Genomic DNA, 5,726 nt, shown 5'->3' with positions numbered 1-5,726 from the left:
GTCCCATACCGGCAGCGCCCGCCGTTCGATTCTTCACTTTACTAATGTCACTCATGATTTTTATTCTCTACCTGAGAAGAAGTTACTTTTTTGGCCATCAGGCGTTAGCGCCCTGCTATTCCAACGTGAGCAATGGCGTAGGTTTGCCAATGTGATATCCCTGTAACCACCCAACATTCATTTTTTCCAGACATGCCTGAATATTGGCGTTTTCGACAAATTCGGCGACGACCTGCATATTTTTCATTTCAGCGACACGGCAGAAGGACTCGACGATGTAGTAGCTGATCTCGCTTTCGGTGATCCGTCGAATAAAAGAACCGTCTATTTTCAGAATGTCTGCTTCGATATTCATCAAGCGCGCATGACTGGCAAATCCGGTACCAAAGTCATCAATCGCCACGCGGCATCCCAGCTGACGTATTAAGCTCAGGGTTTCCACGGTTTGTTCTTTATCTGATAATGTATCCGCTTCGGTTATTTCAAAAATAATCCGCTGCGGCTCCACAGCGTAATCGTGCAGAAGCTGAGTGATTCGGGACACGATATTTGAACGACACACCGTGACTGGTGCCAGGTTAATGGCAAAACAGCGCTGCGGATGGGTGCGCATGAACTTTAGGGTGTTTTCGATAACCCAGAGATCGATATCCGGCGCCAGCCCCGCATCATGGGCAACCGGCAGAAAGCTGTTTGGGGGAATAAATTCCCCCCGTTCGTTGAGCATACGGATCAATATTTCATGATACGGCGCTTCGCCATGGGTACTGACTATCGGCTGGGCCATCAGAACGAAGGCATTATTATCCAGCGCATTTTGCAATGCGGTACGGATTTCAGTTTTATCAACGATGTGGTTGCCAAGGACCCGGCTATGCTGCGCTTCGAGGTTTTCCGGCCTGCCGTTGGTCAGGGATAAGCCGGCGACCATGCCGAGCTTACCCACCAGCTGGTAGATATCATCGCTATGATCGTTAATCAGGCAGTAGCCCAAACCACTGCGAAAACCCAGCCGGTGATTGTTGTAGAAGAGGCGAAAACTATTGGCAGCCTGGTACAGGTCGCATAACCGCTCGCAGGTCCCATTTTCCAGGCGGATAAGCAGATCATAACCCGCGTGATAATAGACCTTCTCGCTTTTGATCAAATGACTCCTGAGATGCTCAGCAAGGATCTTCTGGTAGCGGGCGCGAAAATGAAAACCATAGCGGCGCGAAAAGAGCTCCAGCTCGGGGATCTGTATCAGGCATACCGTCGCCCCCTCAGTGGTAAACAACTCTGTCTTCAGAGCACGCAGGTTCGCCATGCCCGTCATCGGGTCAGTCAGACCCAACAGCAGGACCTGGTTAAACCGCTGACGGGTAAATTTTGCCAGCGCTCCCATGATCACAATGGTGAGTGAAAAGACAAAAATAAGGGTGGAAACCAGCGCCTGATGCAGCATGAAATTGATGTCGCTGGCGATATAGCTGTCGTTATGTTTGCCTAAAATAATCAGTACGACTGTCCACACCAGCATGGTGAACGAGTGACCAATCTTAATCGCCCCCCACAGCATCAATGGAAATAACAGGATCAGGCTATAGAAAGAAAAAAAGATGTTCGGACTGTGCGGTGACGTCAAACAGAACATCAGTGAAATCAGCAAAATACACCAGATGCTGACGCCAAAAGCGGTGATATTCCCTTTACACTGAAAGACAATCGCTCTGATAAAGGTCAACAGGTAAGACGGTCGACGAATGATGCGATAAATTTTGTAGAAAAAGGGGATGCCCGTCAGGCAACCGTTGATGATCCCCTGAATACGTACCAGCATCTCCAGGCTCATAACCGGAATATTGTCCACATCCGGGCGATGACCATGGGTGACGAACGCGGCAAAAATCCTGCTGAATAACAGATAGAGCAGGATGTTAAAGCCGCATAGCCAAATCAGGCGGCTCAGGCTGATTTTTATACGGCCAAAACTTGCGCAGCTGCGTCTGCCCGTCACGTTGCGATAAGCGGCATAGCTCAAGGTTGAGGCCATAACCAGACACAGCGCATCCACCCGCTCGCTTTGTGGCCCCACTACGAACATCAAGGCGAGAAACAGAATAAATCCCGGCAATACCCGAAAACCAAACAGAACCAATGCGGCGGAAAATACGGCGAGTTTGAGATCGTAAACTGTTAAAATATTATTATTGAGAAGACAATAGCCGTTAAGATATTGTGCCAGTGGATATAACAGGCCTGGCAAAGCAAGTGGCAGGCACCATTTTTGAATGCTTTTTGCTGTGTGAGTATTTATTATCGCGTCCAAATCAATTTATCCGCTATGCACTATACCAATAGGACTTTAATCCAGACTCGAATGTCACAAACAAATCCTTTTGGGTCAGTCGCTGAACCATAGCAAAATTGTCAACATTGACCGCGCACTGAGAAAATAAAGTTAGGCTCTATATTGAAGCGAGCATCTTATTCATATCAGATCAGGAAATAAATACTCATTAATAGACAAAAATGGACATCCCGGCGGGATAAAACTACAGCACACTCACTTAATAGCATAGCTAATTCATTGATGCTAAATATAAAAACCGCACCTTACTGACAACTTCACCACACCTCCAACCAGTACAAACAAAAAACACGCCTTGTCGTTTTAATGTCAACATTAATATCCTGGATGAGGCATAATGAAAAATGTATTTTTATGAACACTTTTGCCTGTTGACGATAAGCACAGCGTTATCTATATTCGCATACCGTTATTGTTGTCATTACTCATCCTGGTTCAATGTTAGTTATTTGTTACGTCATTACGTTTCACATCTTTCATCTACTTATTTGCAACAATAATATCCCATTAAGAAATAACAGAAATAAATTTAGCATCGCATAATCAATTCAGGAATTAACATAATCCGTGGCAAAGTCTCTGTTTTCCCTTAAAGCAATAAAAGGGTGGCAACATTCCATCACTGGCAAAATAACGCAATTCTTGCTGGTGGGTATCGTTATTGCTTTTAGCGCTGGCGCCTTTACCAACTGGAGCCTGATAGACAGCTTTTCTTATCAACAGTGGGTGCAGCGCGCTGAGGCGAATGCGCAGATTATGACCTACATTATCCGCAGCGTGTACACCACCGTTTCGGTTGAAACCAGCGATGCCGGGCAGATCTCACGCATCGTCTCCGACAGACAACTTGGCGATACCGACTCCATTCTGCAAACGGGTTATAACCCGGTAGACGTCCTGGCGTTGGCATCAGTGCAGACGCACAGCCCCACCTGGCTGTTTCTCTATACGCCGGAAAAAGGGTATGTTGGGATTAACAACAAGTCTGAAAATGGCGAAGGAATTATCTCCTTCTCTGGTCGTTTGCCGCGCGATGTGCTGGTCAATTACTATGTTGGCTTCGCCCAGATCAATGGCGAAGAGTGTTTCATCAGCGCCGTCCCGATATTGACGCCTTCCGGCGAGATCCTCGGGAGCCTGATAAGCAGCATCGGTAAAAAAAGTGAGTTGTACGCTACCTACGATGCGATGCTGAAAAAGAGCTGTATCATTTTCGTCCTGATTTTGCTGGTGACGCTGGCGCTGGTTACGCTGTTTATGCGCCGCTTATTCCGACCGGTTCCACTGCTGATCAACTCCCTCACCCGTATTGCCCATGAAGAGACCGACTGCATTACCCCTTATCTTGATCAGGACGATGAAATTGGGCATCTCGCAGGAGCGATTGAGAAATTGCGCGTCGCCATGAAAGAGCGCGGTTATCTGCAACGCATGCATGAAATGTCGCAAAAGATGGAGCATATGGCCCATCATGATTCGTTGACCGGCTTACCCAATCGCGTTTCGTTTGGCCAGGCGCTAGATAAGCGCGTCAGTGAAATTCATCTGGATGAAAAACCGTTCAACCTGCTATTGATTGACCTCGACAATTTCAAACCGGTCAACGATACCTTCGGCCATAAAGCCGGGGATGAACTGTTAATTAGCGTGGCCCAGCGCCTGCAATTGCTGCTCGGCCCTGACGATATCGCGGCGCGTCTGGGCGGTGATGAGTTCGCCATCCTGCAACATGTCAGCGACAACGCCATCAGAGAGGCGAATCGTCTGGCAAAACGCATTATTCGTGCGCTGAGTACTCCATTCACCTGGAGCACGCATACTTTTTCCATCAGCTGTAGCATCGGTATCACCACCGCGCCATATCAGGGCAACAATACCTCGACACTGATGATCAATGCCGATCTTGCTATGTATGCCTCTAAGCATCATGGCCGCGGCTGCTTCCATTTCTTTGAAGACGGCATGGTGATGAAGCAGACCCACAGCCTGTTTATTAATCAGGAAATTATTGATGGTATTGATAACAAGGAGTTCGAACTTCACTACCAGCCAATCATAAACCTGGCAGATGAAAGCGTGTATGGGTATGAATCGCTGATCCGCTGGAATCATCCCAGCAAGGGACTGATTTACCCAGATTATTTTATCAGCATAGCCGAAAGTTCCGGCCTGATTGTGCGTTTAGGTGAATGGATTATTCGTCAGTCCTGTGAAGCGGCGGCTAAATGGCCGGAGCGCACCAGAATTGCCGTCAATATATCGGCCTACCAGTTGCACAGTCCGGGGCTGGTGGATGTGATCAAAGACGCCTTACGCATCAGCCAACTCGCGGCAGATCGCCTTGAAATAGAAATCACCGAATCCGAGAAACTGGATAGATCAATCGCCTTACCCGTACTGCAAGAGATCCGCGCTATGGGCATCGAAATCGCCATGGACGATCTGGGAACCGGGTATGCGGCGCTGGATTACCTGCTGATTTATCCTTTCACCCGCATCAAGATCGCCCGCACGCTGGTCGATAAACTCCAGCAGGATAATGCCAGCCAGTATTTGATTGTGATGCTGATTCAGTTTGCCCATAAGTACAATATGTCGGTCACTGCTGAAGGGGTGGAGACCGCGCAGCAGCGTGACATCCTGCGCGACATAGAGTGCCAGAATGTTCAGGGCTATTTCTTTAGCTATCCGCTTCGCGAACGTGAGGTGCTTTCCGCGTTTGCCGAAGAGGCTATTGAAGAAGGTCTGAGCAATGCCTGACATCTTTCGCCTGGCAAAACGCCTGCTCATGATGGTTGTACTGCTGGCAGTGGCCACGCCATGCATGGCAGATAAGCAACTGCATACGCTGGAACAGATCGCCAGCAAGAAAACCATTACCCTTGGCTATCAGGATGATGCGTTTCCCTTCTCCTGGCAAAATGGAAATACCCCTGCGGGCTACTCCATTGATATCTGCAACAGTATCGTCAGCGCGCTCAAGACCAAACTCCAGCTAAAAAACCTGAAAATAGAGTGGGTAAAAGCCAATTCAGCATCGCAGTTTGTGCTGATTAAAAACCACATGGCAGACATCATGTGCATACCTGCCTTTTATTCACAAAGCCGCCACAGCATGAGCGAGTTCTCCCTGCCGTTTTATTTTTCGAGCACCCGCTTTGTGATGCGTAAAACCGAAAGCAGCGACAACCTGGCTAAGCTTTCTGGACATAGCGTACTGGTAAAAAGCGGTACGATTTACGTTGAGCAACTGCAAAAAGTGAATGCCGCGAATGATCTGGATATTAATATTCAACTCGACACCAATAATATTACGGCCTTCAACGAACTGAAGAACGGGGAGTATTCAGCACTGATCTCCAGCACGGTATTACTC

At 48.0% G+C, this 5,726-nt stretch carries 3 protein-coding genes; 2 read left to right on the top strand and 1 reads right to left on the bottom strand.

Features of this window, described 5'->3' with window-relative positions:
- Positions 1-115: 115 nt before the first annotated feature.
- Positions 116-2,245 (bottom strand): EAL domain-containing protein, encoded by a 2,130-nt coding sequence (locus KQJ18_RS20910; RefSeq protein ID WP_223851218.1) that lies wholly within the window; start codon positions 2,243-2,245, stop codon positions 116-118.
- A 672-nt stretch (positions 2,246-2,917) separates the two neighbouring features.
- Between KQJ18_RS20910 and KQJ18_RS20905 the strand changes: the two genes are divergently transcribed.
- Together KQJ18_RS20905 and KQJ18_RS20900 are read left to right on the top strand one after the other, a co-directional pair.
- Positions 2,918-5,110 (top strand): EAL domain-containing protein, encoded by a 2,193-nt coding sequence (locus KQJ18_RS20905; protein ID WP_137347507.1) that lies wholly within the window; start codon positions 2,918-2,920, stop codon positions 5,108-5,110.
- The coding region (locus KQJ18_RS20900) for a transporter substrate-binding domain-containing protein (protein ID WP_216422646.1) at positions 5,103-5,726 on the top strand (624 nt) is incomplete at its 3' end. The genes KQJ18_RS20905 and KQJ18_RS20900, both read left to right, overlap by 8 nt.

Source organism: Citrobacter sp. S55_ASV_140 (assembly GCF_018919505.1).
GTDB classification, from domain to species: Bacteria; Pseudomonadota; Gammaproteobacteria; order Enterobacterales; family Enterobacteriaceae; genus Citrobacter; species Citrobacter werkmanii.
Note: the sequence above shows the minus strand (reverse complement) of the source record. Positions and strands in the feature narration are given on the sequence as shown.